General features: G+C 53.5%; 25 protein-coding genes. 14 read left to right on the top strand and 11 right to left on the bottom strand.

Annotation, left to right across the window (positions count from 1 at the left end; translation table 11 throughout):
- Positions 1-210 precede the first annotated feature (210 nt).
- From acpP to RHK62_RS11735, 6 genes are all read left to right on the top strand, one after another.
- Positions 211-456 carry an acyl carrier protein gene (gene acpP / locus RHK62_RS11760; RefSeq protein WP_149819108.1) on the top strand — a complete coding sequence of 82 codons (246 nt, stop codon included), beginning with the start codon at positions 211-213 and terminating at the stop codon, positions 454-456.
- Positions 457-460: 4 nt separating this feature from the next.
- Positions 461-1723 (top strand): beta-ketoacyl-ACP synthase II, encoded by a 1263-nt coding sequence (fabF, locus tag RHK62_RS11755; RefSeq protein ID WP_206200057.1) that lies wholly within the window; start codon positions 461-463, stop codon positions 1721-1723.
- 35 nt (positions 1724-1758) lie between these two features.
- The gene (tkt, locus tag RHK62_RS11750) at positions 1759-3753 is read left to right on the top strand and encodes a transketolase (protein ID WP_206200056.1); all 1995 of its coding nucleotides are present in this window, start codon (positions 1759-1761) and stop codon (positions 3751-3753) included.
- A 107-nt stretch (positions 3754-3860) separates the two neighbouring features.
- Complete coding sequence (locus RHK62_RS11745) at positions 3861-4283, top strand: hypothetical protein (RefSeq protein WP_302677682.1); 423 nt, start codon at positions 3861-3863, stop codon at positions 4281-4283.
- Between the two features lie 4 nt (positions 4284-4287).
- On the top strand, positions 4288-4698 hold the full coding sequence (locus tag RHK62_RS11740; protein WP_190278265.1) for a hypothetical protein: 411 nt from the start codon (positions 4288-4290) through the stop codon (positions 4696-4698).
- Between the two features lie 180 nt (positions 4699-4878).
- Entirely contained in the window at positions 4879-5424 is a 546-nt protein-coding gene (locus tag RHK62_RS11735; protein ID WP_302677684.1) for a DUF3727 domain-containing protein, read from the top strand.
- Here RHK62_RS11735 and RHK62_RS11730 read toward each other — a convergent pair.
- Complete coding sequence (locus tag RHK62_RS11730) at positions 5421-6818, bottom strand: aminotransferase class I/II-fold pyridoxal phosphate-dependent enzyme (RefSeq protein ID WP_310453758.1); 1398 nt, start codon at positions 6816-6818, stop codon at positions 5421-5423. The genes RHK62_RS11735 and RHK62_RS11730 overlap by 4 nt on opposite strands.
- Before the next feature lie 43 nt (positions 6819-6861).
- On the opposite strand from RHK62_RS11730, the gene RHK62_RS11725 reads away from it, so the two are divergent.
- From RHK62_RS11725 to RHK62_RS11710, 4 genes are read left to right on the top strand one after another with little or no spacing between them, the layout of a single operon-like run.
- A complete protein-coding gene (locus tag RHK62_RS11725) occupies positions 6862-7143 on the top strand; it encodes a helix-turn-helix transcriptional regulator (protein ID WP_011057702.1) in 282 nt (93 codons plus the stop codon).
- Positions 7136-7387: a hypothetical protein gene (locus RHK62_RS11720; protein ID WP_206200052.1), complete on the top strand. Its 252-nt coding sequence runs from the start codon at positions 7136-7138 to the stop codon at positions 7385-7387. The genes RHK62_RS11725 and RHK62_RS11720 overlap by 8 nt, the downstream gene beginning before the upstream one ends.
- 48 nt (positions 7388-7435) lie before the next feature.
- On the top strand, positions 7436-8428 hold the full coding sequence (locus RHK62_RS11715; protein ID WP_206200051.1) for a pentapeptide repeat-containing protein: 993 nt from the start codon (positions 7436-7438) through the stop codon (positions 8426-8428).
- 44 nt (positions 8429-8472) lie between these two features.
- A complete protein-coding gene (locus RHK62_RS11710; RefSeq protein ID WP_310453757.1) occupies positions 8473-9669 on the top strand; it encodes a GNAT family N-acetyltransferase in 1197 nt (398 codons plus the stop codon).
- On the opposite strand, the gene nrdR is transcribed toward RHK62_RS11710, so the two are convergent.
- Entirely contained in the window at positions 9666-10154 is a 489-nt protein-coding gene (gene nrdR, locus RHK62_RS11705) for a transcriptional regulator NrdR (protein WP_206200049.1), read from the bottom strand. The genes RHK62_RS11710 and nrdR overlap by 4 nt on opposite strands.
- Positions 10155-10273: 119 nt before the next feature.
- Here nrdR and RHK62_RS11700 point away from each other — a divergent pair, with 119 nt between their 5' ends.
- The 3 genes from RHK62_RS11700 (at position 10274) to RHK62_RS11690 (ending at position 13311) form a co-directional block, all read left to right on the top strand.
- Positions 10274-10405 carry a hypothetical protein gene (locus tag RHK62_RS11700; RefSeq protein ID WP_302677689.1) on the top strand — a complete coding sequence of 44 codons (132 nt, stop codon included), beginning with the start codon at positions 10274-10276 and terminating at the stop codon, positions 10403-10405.
- Between the two features lie 307 nt (positions 10406-10712).
- Positions 10713-11027 (top strand): hypothetical protein, encoded by a 315-nt coding sequence (locus tag RHK62_RS11695; RefSeq protein WP_310453756.1) that lies wholly within the window; start codon positions 10713-10715, stop codon positions 11025-11027.
- 145 nt (positions 11028-11172) lie between these two features.
- Positions 11173-13311: an EAL domain-containing protein gene (locus RHK62_RS11690; protein WP_310453755.1), complete on the top strand. Its 2139-nt coding sequence runs from the start codon at positions 11173-11175 to the stop codon at positions 13309-13311.
- A 29-nt stretch (positions 13312-13340) separates the two neighbouring features.
- Here the strand turns inward: RHK62_RS11690 and RHK62_RS11685 are convergent, their stop codons facing one another.
- The 5 genes from RHK62_RS11685 to cofH form a co-directional block, all read right to left on the bottom strand.
- A complete protein-coding gene (locus RHK62_RS11685; protein WP_149819084.1) occupies positions 13341-13871 on the bottom strand; it encodes a YqhA family protein in 531 nt (176 codons plus the stop codon).
- A 126-nt stretch (positions 13872-13997) separates the two neighbouring features.
- Positions 13998-15083 carry a 3-isopropylmalate dehydrogenase gene (gene leuB / locus RHK62_RS11680; protein ID WP_310453754.1) on the bottom strand — a complete coding sequence of 362 codons (1086 nt, stop codon included), beginning with the start codon at positions 15081-15083 and terminating at the stop codon, positions 13998-14000.
- Between the two features lie 57 nt (positions 15084-15140).
- Positions 15141-16055 (bottom strand): pentapeptide repeat-containing protein, encoded by a 915-nt coding sequence (locus RHK62_RS11675; protein WP_302677693.1) that lies wholly within the window; start codon positions 16053-16055, stop codon positions 15141-15143.
- 58 nt (positions 16056-16113) lie between these two features.
- Positions 16114-17742: a DUF3352 domain-containing protein gene (locus RHK62_RS11670; protein ID WP_310438119.1), complete on the bottom strand. Its 1629-nt coding sequence runs from the start codon at positions 17740-17742 to the stop codon at positions 16114-16116.
- Positions 17739-18920 carry a 7,8-didemethyl-8-hydroxy-5-deazariboflavin synthase subunit CofH gene (cofH, locus tag RHK62_RS11665; protein WP_302677695.1) on the bottom strand — a complete coding sequence of 394 codons (1182 nt, stop codon included), beginning with the start codon at positions 18918-18920 and terminating at the stop codon, positions 17739-17741. Before cofH ends, RHK62_RS11670 begins: the two co-directional genes overlap by 4 nt.
- Before the next feature lie 96 nt (positions 18921-19016).
- On the opposite strand from cofH, the gene RHK62_RS11660 reads away from it, so the two are divergent.
- Positions 19017-19319, top strand: coding sequence for a carbon dioxide-concentrating mechanism protein CcmK (locus RHK62_RS11660; RefSeq protein ID WP_310453768.1), 303 nt, complete (start codon positions 19017-19019; stop codon positions 19317-19319).
- Here RHK62_RS11660 and RHK62_RS11655 read toward each other — a convergent pair.
- From RHK62_RS11655 to RHK62_RS11640, 4 genes are read right to left on the bottom strand one after another with little or no spacing between them, the layout of a single operon-like run.
- On the bottom strand, positions 19237-19662 hold the full coding sequence (locus RHK62_RS11655) for a hypothetical protein (protein ID WP_206200042.1): 426 nt from the start codon (positions 19660-19662) through the stop codon (positions 19237-19239). The two genes, RHK62_RS11660 and RHK62_RS11655, sit on opposite strands and share 83 nt — an antisense overlap.
- On the bottom strand, positions 19663-19791 hold the full coding sequence (locus RHK62_RS11650) for a hypothetical protein (RefSeq protein ID WP_255521451.1): 129 nt from the start codon (positions 19789-19791) through the stop codon (positions 19663-19665).
- A complete protein-coding gene (locus RHK62_RS11645; RefSeq protein WP_310453753.1) occupies positions 19784-19942 on the bottom strand; it encodes a hypothetical protein in 159 nt (52 codons plus the stop codon). Before RHK62_RS11645 ends, RHK62_RS11650 begins: the two co-directional genes overlap by 8 nt.
- 4 nt (positions 19943-19946) lie before the next feature.
- Positions 19947-20342 carry a Spy/CpxP family protein refolding chaperone gene (locus tag RHK62_RS11640; RefSeq protein ID WP_206200040.1) on the bottom strand — a complete coding sequence of 132 codons (396 nt, stop codon included), beginning with the start codon at positions 20340-20342 and terminating at the stop codon, positions 19947-19949.
- Positions 20343-20359: the final 17 nt, after the last annotated feature.

Below are 20359 nucleotides of genomic sequence, written 5' to 3'. Positions count from 1 at the left end.
TGAAGGGAGGGCAATAGTGGATGTAGCGTTGTTGGTGTCAAGTATCCAAACTGTAGCTTATCACAGTTGCGGAAGCATCCTAGGGGATCCCCAATCTGTCCTATAATTATGGCGCGTTGATTCTGGGCACGAAACATCCTAGATTTGAGGAATGGCGATCGCCCGCATCAATTACTGTTCTCAATCGTTGTCCATCCGGTTAAGGCATCTATGAATCAGTCTGAAATTCTCGAAAAAGTAAAAGCCATTGTTGCCGATCAACTCAGTGTTGATGCAGAAAAAGTTGTGCCCGAAGCAAGTTTTGCCGAGGATCTCAATGCTGACTCCCTTGACTCCGTGGAGTTGATCATGGCACTTGAGGAAGCGTTTGGTGTGGAAATTCCCGACGAAGAGGCGGAAAAACTGAAAACCGTCCAAGATGTCCTTGACTTTATCAACAATAAGGTAGCTGCATAGATCCATGGCAAAGGCGCACCAAAAACGGGTCGTTGTCACGGGGATGGGGGCAATTACCCCCCTCGGCAACACCCTTGCGGAGTATTGGGAAGGGTTAATGGCCGGTCGCAACGGCATTGATTACATCACGGCTTTTGATGCCAGTCGTCATGACTGCCGCATTGCGGGTGAGGTGCGTGGCTTTGATCCCACCCTCTACATGGATCGCAAAGATGCCAAACGCATGGATCGCTTTGCTCAATTTGCCGTGGCTGCCAGTAAGCAAGCCCTTGCAGATGCCCAATTGACGATTGACGAGGGCAATGCCACTGACATTGGCATCATTATTGGTACGGGTGTGGGCGGGCTAAAGGTGATGGAGGATCAGCAGGAGGTCTATCTCACCAAGGGGCCCGATCGCTGTAGTCCCTTTATGATCCCGATGATGATTGCCAATATGGCCGCCGGACTCACCGCCATTCACACCGGTGCCAAAGGCCCCAATTCCTGTTCCGTGACCGCCTGTGCAGCGGGTTCCAATGCCATTGGCGATGCCTTCCGCATGGTGCAGCACGGTTATGCCAAGGCGATGATCTGTGGCGGTACTGAGGCAGCGATTACTCCCCTATCGGTGGCGGGTTTTGCGGCAGCCCGTGCCCTGTCCACCCGCAATGATGACCCCCACCATGCCAGCCGTCCCTTTGACCTCAACCGCGATGGCTTTGTCCTTGGGGAAGGGGCAGGCATCTTGATCCTTGAAGAATTGGAATTTGCCCTTGCCCGGGGGGCACGCATCTATGCAGAAATGGTGGGCTATGGCTTGACCTGTGATGCCTACCACATGACTGCTCCCTCACCGGGGGGAGAAGGGGCGGCCCGTGCCATTGAAGCCTGCCTCAAGGATGGGGAGATTGCCCCGGATCAGGTGAGCTATATCAATGCCCACGGTACAAGCACCCCCGCCAACGACAGTACGGAAACTGCCGCCATTAAACGTGCCCTTGGTGAGGAAAATGCCCGTCGCGTTCCCGTGAGTTCGACAAAATCCATGACGGGGCACCTCCTAGGGGGGTCAGGGGGTATTGAGGCGATCGCAACGGTGATGGCAGTTGCCCACGATCGCATCCCCCCTACAATTAACTTGGAGCAACCGGATCCTGCCTGCGATCTGGACTATGTTCCCCATCAGAGCCGGGCTTGTCCGGTGACGGTGGCTTTGTCCAACTCCTTTGGCTTTGGTGGGCACAACGTGACGTTGGCCTTCCGCAAATTTACTCCCGATCGTTAACTGTCTGCTGCAAACCCAATTAGAGAGAGAAAGCAATGCCTGCGGTGACTCAATCCCTTGATGAACTCTGTATTAATGCGATTCGTTTCCTAGCGATCGATGCGGTGCAAAAGGCCAACTCCGGGCACCCCGGCCTACCCATGGGGGCAGCACCCATGGCCTATGTGCTGTGGAACCAGTTCATGCGGTTTAACCCCAAAAATCCGCAGTGGTTCAATCGCGATCGCTTTGTCCTTTCGGCGGGTCATGGCTGTATGTTGCAGTATGCCCTGCTCTACCTCACGGGCTACGACAGCGTCACCATCGAGGACATTAAACAGTTTCGCCAATGGGGATCGCGCACACCCGGTCACCCGGAAAACTTTGAAACCCCCGGTGTGGAGGTGACCACAGGCCCTCTCGGTCAAGGGATTTGTAACGCCGTTGGCTTAGCAGTGGCGGAAGCCCATTTAGCGGCTCGCTTCAACAAGCCCGATGTCAAACTAGTGGATCACTACACCTACGTTATCCTTGGCGATGGCTGCAACATGGAGGGCATCTCCGGCGAAGCCTGCTCCCTTGCGGGTCACTGGGGCTTAGGCAAACTCATTGCCCTCTACGACGATAACCACATTTCCATTGACGGTTCCACCGACATTGCCTTTACAGAGGATGTCTGCAAGCGCTTTGAGGCCTATGGTTGGCACGTGCAGCACGTCGCCGATGGCAATACGGATCTTGCGGGCATTGCCAAAGCCATTGAAGCGGCCAAAGCCGTAACCGATAAACCTTCACTCATTAAAGTCACCACTACCATTGGCTATGGTTCCCCCAACAAAGCCAACACCGCTGGGGTGCACGGCGCTGCTCTTGGGCCTGAGGAAGTCAAGCTCACCCGCGAAAACCTTGGCTGGAACTATGAGCCTTTTGTTGTCCCCGAGGATGTCCTCAACCACTTCCGCAAAGCCGTGGAGCGCGGTGCTAGCTATGAAGCGGAGTGGAACCAAACCCTCGCCACCTATCGCCAAAAGTATCCTGAGGAGGCTGCCGAATTTGAACGGCTGCTGCGGGGTGAGCTGCCCGCCAACTGGGATGCCAATCTGCCGAGCTACACTCCTGAAGATAAGGCTGTGGCCACCCGCAAGCATTCGGAAATTTGCCTGAACGCGATCGCCCCCAATCTGCCGGAACTCATTGGCGGTTCTGCCGACTTGACCCACTCCAACCTCACCGAACTCAAGTGCTCCGGTGACTTCCAAAAAGGCCAGTACCAAAATCGCAACATTCGCTTTGGCGTACGGGAACACGGCATGGCCGCCATCTGCAACGGCATTGCTCTCCACAATTCCGGCTTGATTCCCTACTGTGCCACTTTCTTGGTCTTTGCCGATTACCTGCGGCCTGCCCTGCGCCTCTCAGCCCTCTCCCAAGCGGGGGTGATCTATGTGATGACCCACGACTCCATTGCTCTTGGTGAAGATGGCCCTACCCACCAACCCGTGGAAACCTTGGCCTCATTGCGTGCCATTCCCAACCTACTGGTGATCCGTCCTGCCGATGGCAATGAAACCTCGGGTGCCTACCAAGTGGCCGTCCAACGCCGCAAACAGCCAACCCTCTTGGCACTGACGCGGCAAAATGTCCCCAACTTGGCCGGTACCTCTGCGGCCAATGTCGCCAAAGGTGCCTACACGCTGGTAGATTGTGCAGGGACGCCCGATTTGATCCTGATTGGCACCGGTTCAGAAGTCTCCCTCTGTGTCAAGGCTGCTGAAACCCTGACGGCCAGTGGCAAGAAGGTGCGGGTCGTGTCCATGCCCTCTTGGGAACTGTTTGAGGAGCAATCCCCTGAGTACAAAGCCAGTGTGCTCCCTGCGGGGGTAAAACGCCTTGCTGTAGAAGCGGCTTCGAGTTTTGGTTGGTGCCGCTATGCCGATGCAACGGTGTCGATCGAGCGCTTTGGTGCCTCGGCTCCCGGTAACGTCCTCATGGAGAAATTTGGCTTCACGGTGGACAATGTGGTGGCCAAGGCCAATGCCCTGCTTGGCTAAGTTGCCGGTGGTACGCCTTTAGACGGAAAATATCAATAGATGCTCAGGGTGGGGGGTATAACTCTCTGCCCTGTTTTGCTTTTTTTGAGTTTTTTTGAGAACGCCCTATGCCACGTCGTCGGAAAAAATTTCCCTGCGGCCACCAAGGCTATGGTCAGGTTTGCCACTACTGCGCTCAGTTGATCCAAGCAAAAGCTCTAGAGGTAGCAGAACGGGAACAGGCACGACTGGCACAGGAACAAGCACGCTTGGCACGGCAGGAATGGGAGGCTTCCTTTGCTAGGGATGTGGTGGATCTACAGGGATTGCCCAAGTGGATTGTCCTCAAAGCCCGCCAAGTGATTGCAGAACTCCTTGCAGGGGCCGACTATCGCCAGTTCAAGGGCAAGCGCCTGAATCACGATCGCCGAATTATTAGTATTCCCCTGAGCTATGACTATCGCCTCATCTGCTATGACACGGGCGATCGCATTGAACCCCGTAGTGTGCTCTCCCACGAAGCCTACAATGTCAAAAAACCCCTCGCTTAGTCTCATGACGGCCAACACGGATCATCCTTGGTATGCAGCGGCACAACTGATTCAACCGGCACTGATTCGCCTGCTTGATCATCTGCGGCGATCGCTAGAAACTTCCCCTTGGCAGGGCACCTATGAAACCGTTGAGATTCCCTGTGGTGAAGCCGAACCACAAATTCTCTACTGGCTGCACTTACGTCAGGGCGATCGCCAAGAGCGGGTGAACCTGTGGGAGCTGTGCTACCAAATTTGTTTTCAGCAGTACACCCCAGAACTCGACTACAGCGGCATCCATGACTTTCAGGTGGGGGAGGTGCAAGCTGACCTCAGCCTCTTTGACCCTGCTGGGGAGGTGGACTGGCACAAGCTCGATCAGAAGGCAGCACAGGTGGTTGCCGCCCTATTTGCCGGCTTAGATCCCCCTTAATTTTAATTTTTTGTAGAAAATTAACCAAGGTTGCCACAGGGAATGCCCCACGGCGACCCGCTACATGGTATGCTCCAATGCCATAGGGAATCTTTTTACCGAAGCAGCATGGGTTCAAACTATCAAAACCAGCAAAACAGTAATGAGCAGCCCTGGGAGGAGGAAGACTTCGAGGAGGAGATGGAGCAACTCCGCCTTTACGATGATGACGGTCGCTTCCTCGACTGCTACATCGAGTTTCGTCTGAATGTGCAAGGGGAAACCTATGCGCTGCTGCGGCCAGTGGACTATCCCGTAGAAATTTTTGCGGTCGTGGCCGAAAACGACGAGGAAGAAACCTTGGTGCCCCTAGAGGAGCAGGAAATTGATGCGGTCTTTGATACAGCCCGTGCCATCCTTGAAGAACAAAACCTCACCCTCAAGCGCACTGCACTGACCCTCACCGTAGCGGGTGAACTACCGGATCTAGATGAAGATGAGATTCTCACGGTTGAGGTGGAAGCCGATGATGACATTGAGGAGTATCAACCCCTCGGCAGTAGCTTCTTTTGCGGTACGCGAGAATACAGCGTTTATACGCCCCTGAGTCCGACCCTGTACGTTGCCCGTCTTGTCCCCGGTCAAGAACCCGAACTGCTCTCTCCCCAAGATTTTCAACACCTGCAACCCCTCTTGGAACAGCATTTGGTGAGCCATCTCATTGAAGAGGAGGACTGGGAAGACTAGACCCTACAGATTCTTAGGGTTTGTAGCGTAGGATCGGCAGCCCCCACGATCTCTGCCCCCAGCTCTTGGAGGGTTTGCAAGGTTTCAATCACTGATGCAGTGATCCGTTCCCCGGCGATAACAGCGGGAATTCCCGGTGGGTAGGGGGAGAGTGTCTCGGCGCTAATCTTATTGCAGGCCGCCTTGAGGGGAACCGAGACCTGTGGGCAAAAGTAGGCGTCCCGTGGTGAGAGCGTAGGTTCTTCAAGGTTAGGGATTGGGGGGATGGCCAGTGGCGGCAGAGGCGCATTGTGAACGTATTCGGCGTAAACACTTTTCAGGCGATCGGCCAAGATTTCGAGCATTGTTTGGCTGGTACCGAGGCCAAGGCAAAAGGTGAGCGATCGCCCACTGGGCAACTCGGCCATAATTTGCGGTTGCAACAGCGCATCCAGCTCAAAGCCCGTCAGTCCAATTGGCCAAGTACCTAGGGTCAAGCGCAGCGGATCCTGAGGGATGCCTGTGGGCTGCCAGCGCGGCAAAGGCCATTCAGAGGTCTTAACCCACTGGAGAAGTCGGGCATAGATTTGCTCTCCCTGCTCAGCCATCTGCACCCCCGCCCGCTCAAGGGCTGCCAAAAACCAATAGCTGGGACTGGTGGTTTGCACGAGGTTCAGGGCTTGACTCAAGCGCTCAGGGGACACCCGCTCCCCCTTCAGATGCAGCACTGCCGTTTGGGTTAACGTGCCGAGGGTTTTGTGCCACGACTGCACCACCACATCTGCGCCTGCGGCCAAAGCAGCTACCGGAAAGGCGGGATGATAGGCAAAATGACTGCCGTGGGCTTCATCGACAATGAGGGGCAAACCGTGGTCATGGACGCACTGAGCAATCTCGACCAAGGGTGAGCAAAGGCCTTCATAGGTGGGACTGACAAGCACAACCGCCTTGGTATCGGGATAGGCAGCCAAGCCGGCGGCAACCACATCACGGGTAATGGGCAACGGCAGCCCCCACTGGGGATCAACCGCGACTCCCAAATAGACGGGCTTCGCCCCCGTTAACACCAGTCCCGCAATCACTGAGCGGTGGACATTGCGCCCCACAAGAACGCGATCGCCCGGCCCTACCGTGGCTAGAAGTGCGGCTAAAAGACCACTGGTGGCACCATTCACCAAAAACCAAGCGCGATCGCTCCCCACCGTCGCTGCTACCGCCGCCTGTGCCTCTGCTAGGACTCCTGTTGGCTGCGCCAAATTATCAAGGCCGGGCAACTCACTTAAATCTTGGGCTAAGGCCGTTCCCCAAAGGGCACGCAACAGCGGCTCCATGCCTCGACCCCGTTGATGGCCGGGCGTGTGTAAGGGAATCGTGTGGTTTTGGGCTAAAAGAGCAGCAAGGAGAGAAATCGTCAACTAGAATGAGTATAAGGGTCTAAGTAATTATACGGATTTAGGGATGTCTATACCGCAAGACGATCGGTTGGAGTATTCACTGCTGTCGGAGCGTGAGCTACAGGTGTTGGAGCTTGTGGCGGCGGGGCTAACCAACCAAGACATTGCCGCCAAACTAGACATCAGCAAGCGTACGGTAGATAACCATATCAGTAATATTCTGATGAAAACAAAATCAGAAAATCGTGTGGCACTTGTGCGCTGGGCTTTAGCGTGGGGTAAAGTTTGCTTGAATGATGTCAATTGTTGTGCACTGCCCACCCCCCCTACCCAGCCCCATGAGTGAACGTGTGTACTACAATCCCCGCCTGCCACTGGCCGTCTATCGTGAGCTGGCTGCCCACTTGCAGTTACTTGATGGGATTTCTGTGCGGCTGTTGCCCCAAACCTGTTCCCGCTTTGACTACGAATTGAGCCAAATTGAAGGCATTGCCGTGACTTGGCCGCCAACGCCAAACATGCAAGCACGCTGTGAGGAGATTCTCCAACACTATGGACTGCAGCATGGGGGCTGGCAGGGTTCACTATAGGTATGGTATTGCTGGAATGCCAATGCTGCTCCCTGCTGGAGACTAACGATGGAATCCGCAGAATTGCTCGCCTGCTATGCCAAGGGTCAAACCAATTTTCAAACTGTGAATCTGACTGGCCTCAATCTGGTTGGCGCCGATTTAATCGGCATTGATTTGCGGGGTGCTAGTTTACAGGGGGCACACTTGCAGTTCTGTCATTTTGGCCGTGCTGATTTTAGTTATGCTCTGTTGACGGGAGCACGCTTGGAAGGATGCAACTTTACCCAAGCAGTTTTTAACGATAGCCATTTTCGTGATGCCCAATGTCATGGTTGCGTTTTTGATCGCGCCAATTTGCAGGGGGCAGATCTCACATTGGCGGTTTTTCGCGACTGCAACTTCCTGAGTAGTGACTTGCGACAGGTGAATTTAAGCCATACGGTTTTGGCTGGCTCCTGTCTGCGCAGTGCTAACTTTCGCAAAGAGAACTATCAGGAGGGGGCAAGTCTGGTGGGTGCAGATCTCCGCCAAGTCGATCTCCAAGGAACGAATTTGGCAGGAGCGGATTTATCACGGGCTAACCTCAAGGGAGCCAATCTCAAGGAGGCCAACCTTAATGCCGCCAACCTGACCCAAGCCAATTTGGCAAATACCAATCTTCAGGGGGCGATTCTCACCCGTGCCATTCTCTATGAGGCGAATCTGGTGGGAAGCAACTTACGGCAGTCGCGGCTGGCTCAAGCAGACCTGCGGGGAGCGATTCTCACGCAAGCGGATTTAAGTCAAGCGATTCTCTCTGAGGCGCGGCTTGATGATGCCCAAGCTCAAGGGGTGAACTTGCGGGAAGCGGTTTTGAATAAGGCGGATTTGCGGCGTACGGATCTCACTAGGGCGGATTTGCAAGAAGCTCGGCTCATTGATGCCTACCTAGCCCGCACGAATCTCAAGGGTGCCAATTTACGTCAAGCCAACCTAATACGTGCTGATCTCAGTAGTGCCCTGTTGCTGGAGGCTTGCTTGGAGCAGGCATTAATGCCCGATGGCAGTGTCTTTATCTAAAGCACTTGCTATAGTACAACAGAGACACAGTTTCCCTGAGGGGTATGGCAGAGTTTGCAGCGGCACTGGCACCGGAGCTAACGATTCAGTGGGTGAATGCGATCGCCAGCGTTCCCGAGGAGCAGTGGGATGCTCTTGCGTTGCCCCTAGAAACCCCCTTCTTTGAATGGGAATGGCTGCACCAAATTGAAGCCTCTGGCAGTGCAACGCTGCAAACCGGTTGGCTCCCCCATCATCTCTTGGTTTGGCGCGATCGCCAAGGTCAGCGGGAACTGGTCGCTGCCGCTCCCCTCTATGTCAAAGGCCACAGTCAAGGGGAATTTGTCTTTGATCACCAATGGGCAGAGCTGGCGGCGCGGTTGGGCATTCGCTATTATCCGAAGCTGCTGGGGATGGCGCCCTTTACGCCGGCGGTGGGCTATCGCTTTCTCATGGCCGAGGGAGTGGATGTGGCTCTGATGACCAAGGTGATGCTCCACGAAATTGATCGCCTCTGTCAGCGTCACCGTTTTTCCAGTTGCCACTTTCTCTACGTCGATCCCCAATGGCAACCCGCTGCCGAAGCCTACGGTTATCGTGCGTGGCTCCACCACAGTTACATTTGGCAAAATCGCAACTATCAGACCTTTGACGACTATTTGGCGGACTTCAATGCCAACCAACGCCGCAACATCAAGCGGGAACGCAAGGCCGTGGCTCAAGCGGATCTCACGTTTCGGGTTCATCAGGGGGATGAGGTCAGCCGCAGCCTGTTGCGACAGATGTACGATTTCTATGCCGATACCTGCGACAAATTTGGCTGGTGGGGCAGCAAGTATCTAACACGGCAGTTTTTTGAAGCCCTGAGCGATCGCTATCGTCACCGCGTGGTGCTCTTTGCTGCCTATCCCAGCAATGGCGGTCAGCGTCCCATTGCCATGTCGTTTTGTATTACCAAGGGAGCCAATCTCTACGGTCGCTATTGGGGCAGTGTCCAGGAGATTGATTGCCTGCACTTCAATGCCTGTTACTATGAACCCATTGAATGGGCGATCGCCAACGGCATTCAGCGCTTTGATCCGGGGGCGGGCGGACGCCATAAAAAACGGCGGGGCTTCCCAGCGACGCCCAACTACAGCCTGCACCGCTTCTATGCACCGCAGTTAGCGCAAATTTTTGATCACTACATTGACCAGATCAATGACGAGGAGCAGCGGCTCATTGACACAATTAATGCCGACTTACCGATGAAGCAGCGCTAAGACTGGGAGGCCGTCACCAACTCTGGTGAAGCAGGGGTCTCTTGGAGATGGGCTAATTCGGCAACAAAATCACTAATCCCTTGGAACTGGCGATAGACCGAAGCAAAACGAACATAGGCCACTTCACTAAGATGACGCAGCCGTTGGAGTGCTGCTTCCCCCAATTCAGCGCTGGTGACTTCGCGGCGCGATCGCAACTGCAAATCCGCCTCAATATCATCTACGAGGGCTTCAATTTTTTGTTGGGGAATGTTGGTTTTGCCACAGGCGGTCATGATGCCCCGCAACAATTTTGAGCGATCAAAGGACTCGCGATCGCCATTGCGTTTAATGACCGTAATAGGAACGTACTCAATCCGCTCGTAGGTGGTGAAGCGACGGCTACATTGGAGGCACTCTCGACGCCGCCGAATACTTTGCCCCCCCTCTGCCGATCGAGACTCTAGAACCCGACTATCCGTATGGTGGCAATAGGGACACTGCATAGGGATCCCCGCTTATTTAGGCACCTGAGAGTATCATAGCCGATTCTTTCGAGCGATTAACATTCGCAAGGGCTGCGACAGCGTTTGTTAGGCTAGGGGTATCCATCGGGTATCCTGCCATGACCGATCCAAACCCCCAAAAGAAACGTAATCAACCCACGATCATTAACGTCGAGCCAGAAAATTTACTCCTCATTGCTGCCCTAAGCCTCTTTATTCCGCTGGTGATTGTGGGCTTTTTTGCGCACTAGGCTGAAAACACCAACCGCCTTGCCGTTATCGTTCTGAAAAGAGTTTCGTTGCAACGACCCCTCAATGGCCGCAAAAAAGCCTAGGAGACCCTAGGGATTGACTATAAAAAAATGTTAAGAATCATAAAGATAAGAGCAAAGGACGAGTCTAATCAATAAAAAAGCAGCAAGAAATTAAAGAAAAATTTAGAACATTCCCTAAGATAGTGTAGCCTAAGCAACCCCTTTTCCCCGAGGTGCGTGGTAGGTTTTGAATGAAGCCAAAATTTTTCTATTGTTCCCTTGGCAAAGCAGGCATCAAGTAATTATGCTACACCTATCCATTTCCCAAATTTATTACCTACGGCATCTACTGCGTCAGTATGCGCCAATGCTCAAGCCTGTGATTGCTGAAGGGGTGGCTATGGCAGAAGCGGATCTAGGCGCTGTATTGGAGAGTCTTTATCCCGAGGCTGAGGAGTTGGCAACCGCCACCGAACAGTTGAGTCGGCTACTTCTTTTACATCAGAAAAAAGACCTCCTCTCTAGTGAGCAATATGAGGCAATCACTCGGCAAATTTTCTGGGTTTTGGGATTAAAATATACCTCATCAGGTGTGGGCAAAGAGTCAGTAACTGCCTAGGCACAAGAATTTGAAGAGATATCAATATTTTTGTCGCTTCATAATAGGAATTTCAGGAGAGGTACCAATGTGTCTAGCACTTTTATTTATTGGTCTAGGTCAAACCACTCTGTTATTTGCTGAACACTCAAGCTAGGATAGCATCATGGAGCATGATGCCTCGTTTTTGTTTCCTCAATTCGGTCGGCCAATCATGGGTGGGCAGGCGGGCTATGGATTTGATTTTCCAGCCAGTGCAGACCCCTACGAGTTGCTGCGGGGGGTTTGTGCCCGTTTACCTCTGCTGATCCTGTTCTATGACAATGAAGGGCAGATTTACTCCATCAACCAAGAGGTCACGACCCAATTGGGATGGGATATAGCAGATTTACTGTCGCAGGACTTTTTGAGTCAATGCTTTCCCGATTCAGAGACCCAGCGGCAAATTCACTATTGGATGATTCATGCTCCTAGCGGTTGGCAGGAGGTACCTGTCCATGGTGCAGATGGCCAAGTCCGAGAGGTGATCTGGGCTTTTGTGCGGTTTCCCAATGGCGCAGGCCTGATCTGCGGCTACAACATCACGGATATAAAGTTAACCCAAGCAGCGTTGCTGGAAACCAGCGATCGCTACGCGTTGCTCACCCGTGGCATCAATGATGGCATCTGGGACTGGAACTTGACGACCAATGAGACGTTTTATTCCTCGCGCTGGAAAAATATTCTCGGCTATCAGGATCACGAAATTGGCAACCACATTGACGATTGGCTCAAGCGGATACACCCCCAAGATGTTGAGCGGGTCAAATTGAATTTAATGCTCCATGTGCGCGGCCAAACCCCCCATTTCCACCAAGAGTTTCGCATTCAACATCGCAACGGCTCTTATCGCTGGGCGTTGGCACGGGGGCTGGTGCTGCGGGATACCCATGGCAATGCCATACGCTTTGCCGGTTCTTTAACCGACTTGACTGAGCATTACTTTGCAGAGAGGCAGTTGCTCCATGATCCCCTCCATGACTCGCTGACGGGGCTAGCCAATCGCACGCTCCTCTTTGACCGCATTGAACAGGCGGCTCGCCATGGTCGGCGTCGTCCCGACTACAAGTTTGCCATTTTGTTCATTGACATTGATCGGTTCAAGGTCATTAACGACAGCCTCGGCCACAGTTGCGGTGACTTGATTTTGATTGAATTGGCCAATCGCCTCACCCGAATTGTGCGCCCCGATGACACCGTGGCTCGTATTGGCGGCGATGAGTTTGTGATTTTGCTGGATGATATTCGTGACAACAACGATGCTTTGGGGGTGTGCGATCGCATTCGCTGTGAACTCGATAAACCCTTTATGGTCAAAGATCAACCAATTACGCTGCGGGTGAGTATCGGCGTGGCCACGCGATCGTCCCACATTGAAAAAGCAGAAAACTACTTGCGCAATGCCGATATTGCCATGTATCGTGCCAAGCTGGCGGGGGGCAATCGCTATCAAGTCTTTAGTGAAGAAATGCATTTGATGGCGCGCGATCGCCTCTCCCTTGAAGTGGGGTTGCGCCAAGCCATTGAGCGGGATGAATTTACCCTCTTTTATCAGCCCATCTATCGTCTTAGTGATAATCGTCTCTACGGTTTTGAAGCCCTGATTCGCTGGCAACATCCCACCCAAGGTTTATTACTGCCCGATCGCTTCATTCCCCTTGCTGAGGAAACGGGACTGATTTTGCCTATTGGCGATTGGGTGATCTGGCGGGCTTGCCGCGATCTTCAGCACTGGCACGAGCAATTTCCCCAGTGTCAGTTGTCTGTGAATGTGAATTTATCGAATCGGCAACTGATGTACCCTGCCCTTTTGGAGCAAATCTCAGCCGCCTTGGCGCAAACCCAGATTCCCCCCCATTGCCTGCACCTCGAAATGACCGAAAGTGTAGGCATTGATCAGCCCGATCAGGTGCGCGACATATTACTTAAACTCAAGGCTCAAGACATCAAGCTCAGCCTCGATGACTTTGGCACGGGTTATTCTTCGTTTTCCTACTTGACCAATCTTCCCATTGACATCCTCAAAGTGGATCGCAGCTTTGTGAAGCTGATCACCGAAACTAGCCAAAAACACCTCGTCATTGATGCCATTGTCAGCCTTGCCAAGGGGCTAGAACTCGAAGTGATTGCCGAAGGGGTGGAGCATCCCTATCAAGTGACGCGACTGCGGGAACTGGGCTGTGACTATGCCCAAGGCTATTATTTCTCGCAACCCCTGAGTATTGAGCAGGTGGATGCCCTGTTGGCACAGATTCATGCTACTTAGAAACACCATTTCTTGGAAACCCTAAGCATCTAGTGATGGGCTTCTGAACTGACGCGGTACATCAAGTATGTGCTGATGGCAATAATCAGAATTGCGGTGGCCAGATAGAGTAGGTCAAGGGGCGTTTTGACATTGAAGGCAATCAGTTGCTTAAAGAAAGTCACCACTAGAGCCATGACGATTGTTTTTAGCAGTTTATCCTTAAGCTGATCTAAGCTCTGAGCCTGCATCAGGGAAACATCAGTGGCGCGATCGCGAGCCAGACCCGCATCAATTTTAGAAATAAACAGTTCATAGATACCGAGGGCAAACAGCAACAAAATAATGCCAATTAAATACAAATCAATACCCGTGATGATGTAGCCAAGGGTTTTGATATAAATTGTGGAATCCCCATAATTGCGAAATTGGATGCCCAGCCCTAAAAGAATTTCATGACTGCCGAGAATAAATAGAGCAAAGGTACTGAGTAGGCTAAAAATGACGGGAATAATGACAAAAAGACGGAAATACCAGAGAAAAGGCTCAACAAGCCTCTCCAGTTGGGATAATCTTCGCATTACCAAGAGCACCAAAAGCTCCTAACATCCTAGCAGAGGCACCTGCCAATCAAAGAAGGTGGGCAATGTTGGGGGAGTAATAGCTAGGGGTTAGTAGTTGAAGATTACTAGCAAAGGAGTAGGAGCCTATTGGGATAATTCTTTAATCAAGAGGTTGCCCATTTCGCGACAGCCCACCAGCGTACAGCCCTCAGCCATTAAATCGCCAGTGCGGTAGCCTTGATCTAAAACAGCAGTAATCGCTTCTTCGATCGCTTGCGCTGCTGCTGGTTGGTTGAGGCCATAACGCAGCATCATGGCCGCACTGAGTACCATTGCCAAGGGATTCGCTTTGTCTTGGCCGGCAATGTCGGGCGCCGAGCCATGAACCGGTTCAAACAGACCCGGCCCGGATTCCCCTAGGCTGGCGGAGGGAAGCATACCAATACTGCCCGTGAGCATGGCAGCAATATCGGAGAGAATATCACCAAATAAGTTACTGGTGACAATTGTGTCAAACTGTTTCGGGGCACGCACCAGTTGCATTGCGGCATTGTCCACATAGAGGTGGCTGAGTTCCACATCGGGATATTCAGCGCTAAGCGCAGTCAGGCGATCGCGCCACAGTTGGGAAACTTCAAGGACATTGGCTTTATCCACCGAGCAGAGTTTGCCCTGCCGTTTGCGAGCCGTTTCAAAGGCCACGCGGCCAATGCGATCAATTTCTGTGGCGGTGTAGGCCATCGTATTCACCCCCCGCTGCTCACCCGTTTCCGTGGTGAAAATACCGCGCGGTTGACCAAAGTAAATGCCGCCAGTCAGTTCACGCACCACCATGAGATCCACGCCGGCAATCACTTCCGGCTTCAGGGACGAGGCATGGAGCAGCTGCGGAAAAATCTTGGCGGGGCGTAAGTTAGCAAATAAACCCAGACCAGCGCGAAGGGCAAGTAATCCCGTTTCCGGGCGCAGATGACGGGGTAAGCTATCCCACTGCGTTCCGCCAATGGCGGCTAAAAGCACGGCATCACTTTGCCGACAGGTTTCCAGCGTTGCTGCTGGCAAGGGTTCCCCCACAGCATCAATGGCAGAGCCGCCCACAAGGGCAGGAATAAAGTCAAAGGCCAATTCAAAGCGAGGGGCGATCGCCTGTAACACATCGAGGGCAACAGCCGTAATTTCTGGACCAATACCATCCCCGGCCAAAACAGCAATGCGATACGTGGTTGCCATGCCTGTCTCAAAATCACCGATCTTCTAATCTACACCAGCAGCGGTCTTCCCTTGAGGCTATTCCGAGAGATAGCCATCCGGCAAAATCGCCTCGCTCATATCCACAGCACTGAGATCAACGCCATTGAGGCTGGCACCGGTAAGAATCGCTTCAATGAGATTGGCTCCCCGCAGATCGGCACCGCTGAGATTCGCCCCCATTAAGTTGGCACCAATGAGAATCGCGGAACTGAGATCGGCTCCCCGCAACAGTGCTTGGGCAAGGCTCACTCCCCGTAAATCGGCACCAACAAGATTGGCTTTGTCCAAACAGGCATGGCGTAAGTTGGCTTCTTTGAAGGCCACTTCCCGCAAATGGGCTTCCTCAAGACGGGCACGACGCAGATTCGCCCCAATCAGGACGGCTCGCTCTAAATTGGCTTGGTACAGATTGGTGGCACTGAGGTTGGCACCGCGCAAATTGGCCTGTACCAGTTGACTTTCCCGCAAGACGGCATCCGCAAGATCAGCGCCCCGCAGGTAGGCTTCCGTTAAGTTGGCACGGGTGAGGTTGGCACGTTCTAGCTCAGCAAGGGTAAGATCCGTGAGCGTCAAATTAGCATCCCGCAAAATCGCTTCACTCAGTTGGGCACCGGTGAGGTTGGCTTCACTGAGATCGGCATTGGCAAGGTTGGCACGGCTGAGATCCGCCCCCGTTAGGTTGGCCTTGCGCAACGACACCCAGCGGAGATCGGCACTGATTAAAATCACGCCCCGCAGATCCGCCCCCCGCAAATCCGCCTGACTAAGATTCACGCCAGTGAGAATTGCCCCCCGCAAATCAGCCCCTTGCAGGTTCGTGCTCTGTAGGGCAGCATCGGTGAGATCGGCACGGGAAAGATCAATGCCCGTCAAAATACACCGACTCAGGTTAGCACGGCGCAAGCGTACCCCGGCAAAGTCGCGATCGCCCACGCTATATCGTTTCAGCAAAACATCTGGTTCCACAGTAATTCAGTCATGTCCTTCAGTAGCAAATCTGCGTCTAGTTTTAGGGTTCCCCCGGCGTTGGCTGAACCTCCGGTGGTGAGAGGGGTTTTAGGCGAATTCGAGCCATGTAGTGGGTAAACTGATTATCTCGCACCTGACTGGTAATGCCTAGGGCAGCAAAGGGTTGGAGCGATCGCGCGATTTCAGGGGCTAACTGTGGCAACAGCAAGTTATTTTGCAACGGCGCCAAATCACTCAAATTGAGGTAAAACTGGGTGCCCTTGGGATGGGGCAGCACTGCACGATAGAGGGGAGAGTCAGCCAAGGAGCGCGTAGGGGGGGTACGCATATCCGTCAACGGGCCAAGTCCCAAAAAGAGGGTCTGGTCATTTAGCCAGCCATGCTGCCCCACCGGCAGGCCTGGAGGAATGCGCCAAGTGGTGAGGGGTTGCGGTTCAGGGGCGGTTTGTTGTACTTGCCACCGTAGGCGATCGCGAATTTGGCTATCGAGCTGGCTCAGGGTTTGACTGGCTTGGGGGCGATCGCTGGTCTGACTCAGAAAGAGCAAACTAGGGGCATTGCCTAGGGCGGGAACGGGCACAAAGGCGGCAGCAAATTCACCATCCATCCAAGGCACAAAGGCCTGTTGCCAATCAAGGCCTGTGAGATCTTTAACCGTATTGGCAATTGTTTCTTGAACAAAGACAGGGGTGTTCTGCCATAAATTCCGAAAGGAACCCGTACTGTAAAAGGCCAAGGTGGTCTCTGGCACCAGACGGCTCAGTTCACGGCTGTCACCTTCACTGACAAGGGCTTGATCCGGTTGCGAACGCCACGTCACTGCCTCCAGTTCAATTTGCTCAGGGGTCATGTCTGCGGTGAGCACCATCCCTTGCAGTTCCCGCGGCGGTTCAGGCAGACTTCCTTCAGGGGCGGCCATCTGACTGGCTAAAAAGGCGGGTAGGTTCAAATAAAGTTCCACCAAAGGGCGATGATCCGATAACCCTTTCACTGCCTGTTGATAGGTGGGCTGGCTGCCAATGCCGTTGTTGGCTTGGGCGGTGGCAATGACTTGTTGCAGGGCGCTCTGGTGCTGACTCCAAATGATGTAGGCCTGATTCTCATGCGTAATAAGGGCGATCGCGCCGCTATCGGGGTCAGGGAGAATCCCCTTGGCCTTGAAGATTTTCACGCCGTTGATTTCTGTGATCGGCTCGCCAATGACGCTTTGCAGCAGTTGCTCCCCCATCGGTACATTTAGGGTCGGCACAATCCAAACGTGGGGCGGTACCGGCAATTCTCTGACGGACTCTGGGGTAATGGGCAACAAGACCACTGTGGCTTGGTCACCAATAAACGGGCGCACATCCTTGAGGTAATCCAGTTGCGCCAAATTCACCCCCTCTGGCGAGAGCGGATCATAGCTGGGGTTCAACCAAGGTTGGGCTTGTAACAGGCCACTTTTGGCAAGGGCTTCCCAAGGCTTGGGATCCGTGGGTAAAGTGAGGGTCAGTAGGGCGCTATTGGGGGCGATCGCCATTCCGGGCGCGATCGGACGTTGACTAAACCGTTGCCACAGGAAGACCCCCGCAGCGGCGGCTGCCCCGACAATAACCACAGCAATACCCCCCACCAGCCAAGGGCGGAACCGACGGGGAGACTGAACCGAAGGCTGAGATTCCGTGGTCATCGCAACTCTCCAACGGGATGGTAAAGTGTGGTGCGCTGACATGGGGTTCGCCCTAAGGAGCCAATTGCGGCCACCAGATCTGCTGGACTAACGCCCGTGCCCCCCTGCGCTCCAGCCACTGAGGTAATGTGTTCTTCCATCAGTGTTCCCCCCAAATCATTACAGCCCCAATTCAGGGCCATGGTTGCCCCCTCAAGACCCAGTTTGACCCAACTAGGCTGATGGTTCGGAATCCATCGCCCTAAAAACAACCGTGCCACTGCCGTGAGGACAAGTGTGGGTAATAACTGCGGTTGCGGGTGTCCTACCCATTGTCGCATTGCCTTGGGGGCAAGTTCCCCCACATAGGGCAGCAGAATAAACTCGGTAATTCGCGCGGGATAGTCGTGTTCCAAAGCCCTTTGCTGAAGTTGCTGTAGGTGTTGTAGGTGAGCCACCTGATCCGCTGGCGTTTCAATGTGACCGCAGAGCATTGTGCTGGTTGTCCATACCCCCAAACGATGGGCGGTTTCAACAATCTCTAGCCATGTCGCGGTGTTCATTTTCTCAGGACAGATTTTTGAGCGCACCCGATCCACCAACACCTCCGCAGCGGTACCGGGCATGGAGTCCACCCCAGTCTGATGCAGAACATCAATCACTTGGGCATAGGAGAGGCCATCCTCGCGGGCAATGAATTGAATTTCTTGGGGCGAAAAGGCGTGGAGATGGATTTCAGGAAAGGCCGTTTTAATGTCCCGCACGAGGGATTGGTAATAGCGCAAACTGGAGCCACATTCTTTAGCGGCTGGATTGAGTCCCCCCTGCATACAGATTTCTGTCGCCCCTTGGGCAACTGCATCAGCCACTTTGCTCAGGATCGTGTCAATGTCGAGCCAGTAGGCATCGGCAGCGGTGGCATCGCGACGAAAGGCACAAAAGCCACAGTGTTGCTCGCAGATATTCGTGAAGTTGATGTTGCGGTTGATCACATAGGTGACGGTGTCGCCTACCTGTTGTTGGCGCAGGCGATCGCTCGCGGTTTGTAGTGCCCTGAGGAGGGGGGGCAATGGTTCTTGAGGATCACTGCTTGCGGCTAAGGGAAGAGCGGCTGTCAAAAGGGTGAGGGCTTGTTGGGCAGAAATGCCATTGTTAGCAAGAGCCGCCTCTAGCTCAGCGATCGCCCCTATGGTCTGCATCGAATCTACTCCACCTTTAGGACATTAGGTCACTCTTTCTTCAGCTTAAGCACAGCCCTTTTCTAAAATATGGGAGACGTGGAAGGGGGAATGGCAATGGCAGCAAAAGCAGTAGGCATGGTGCAGGTCTTGGGGTACCCGGCAGCCCTTGCTGTGGCCGATACCTTGGTCAAAGCGGCTCAGGTTACCCTTGTCAGTTGTGAGGGGATTGGTGCGGGTTATTGGACAGTGGTGATTCGGGGAGAGGTGGCGGACGTGAATGCAGCAGTTCGAGCAGCGCGATCGCTCAGTGGCCACGAGGTCATTTCCCATCAGATTATTGGCCGTCCCGATGGCAATCTCGAACCGGTTTTACCGATTGTAGTCCCGCAGCAGCCACCCGAGGATTTTCTACTTTAAGGTGTTTTTTTAAGGTGTTTTGAATGGGCGGCTGAGGTAGGAGCCGTCGCACTGACCGTACTAGGCTATCAATGGCGGTAGCTGGAATAAAGTAAGCCGCATTATGCTTTGTTTGAAAACAACCTAGGGCAGCCTCTAGATCCCCTTCAGCACCAATCCATTCCCAAAACTGAGGAAAAGCGGTTTGAATGTCCGCTAAATCAATCGTCATTTTGTGGGTTTTGTCCCGCAGAAAGAGTTCAATGTTGCTATTCACCGTATGGCAATCGTCCAAACACACCTCTAAGGGGTCAGCATTGGCTGGCAAGTTGAGCAAGATGCCCTCGCGGTATGCTTTCATCATCTAGATGCCATAGCGCTGGCGGTAGCTGCGGGCAACACTGAGGTCATCCCGCCGCAGGTGAACGTCGTAGGCGCGATCGCCATAGGTTTGATCGAGTCGTCCCAAAAACCAAGAAAGGCGATTATCCACTTCTAATGTGGCGATCGGGGTAGGCCAAACGCACCTCACCGAGCAGGAATGTCCGCGACTCATGGGCACTGCTGAAATTGGTGATGAAGGTGGAAGCTTTGGCAAACGTGACCGAACCGCAGCGACCGGTACAGAGGACAAAAACGTTCATAACGCTAGCGGGATCCTTGCAGTTGCTTCACTTGCTCAGGGGTGAGAATTGTCAGCATTTCGACGCGGGTATCCTGCATCACCTTCGAGAGTTGTGTCTTTTGATCAGGGCGCAATGAAACGGCGTCCATGGCTTCACCGGTAGATTTCCCCTGTTTGATGGCATTGCGAAAGATGCGCTGTTGGTCACGATCCAAAATTCTCAGGATGCGATCGTTGGTGCGCAGGGTAAGGCGCAGCACCGCCTGTTTTTGCTCAACACTGAGATTGAGTTTTTTCATTTGCTCAGCGGTCAATAGGCCGCCACTGGTTTGAGCCATCACCTGAGGTGGAATGACTGTGCCACTGATGCCAATAATCAAGGCGATCGCCACCATGAATCGCTGAATATTCTTTTTCATCGCTGCCACCTCACCAC

The organism is Thermosynechococcus sp. HY213 (genome assembly GCF_031460975.1).
Classification (GTDB): domain Bacteria; phylum Cyanobacteriota; class Cyanobacteriia; order Thermosynechococcales; family Thermosynechococcaceae; genus Thermosynechococcus.
Note: the sequence above shows the minus strand (reverse complement) of the source record. Positions and strands in the feature narration are given on the sequence as shown.